At 38.6% G+C, this 246-nt stretch carries 1 pseudogene; it reads left to right on the top strand.

The features are described 5' to 3' along the window. Nucleotides 1–74: 74 nt before the first annotated feature. Nucleotides 75–246: pseudogene (locus SB658_RS26555) on the top strand (helicase); the annotation flags it as partial.

Raw genomic sequence — 246 nt, 5'->3', positions numbered from 1 at the left:
AGTAGGTTATCGGCTTTTTTGAGTTTTTACGAGATTATGAGAAAGGTTTATAGTAGTGCTGGAGGTGGTTGCTGATGTTAGCAGGGAAACAGTTACTATTAGAGGAACTCTCTTCAGATTTACGGGATACATTACAAGATTTGAAAAAGAAGCGGGAGGTCGTATGTGTACAAGGTGTAAAAAAGAAAGCTTCTAAATATATGTGTCAACGCTGCGGAAATATAGAGCAGCGACTATTTGCGTCAT

This window comes from Bacillus sp. SIMBA_008, assembly GCF_046535495.1.
GTDB lineage: Bacteria > Bacillota > Bacilli > Bacillales > Bacillaceae > Bacillus > Bacillus subtilis.
This window is presented reverse-complemented; position numbering and strand designations above follow the sequence as displayed.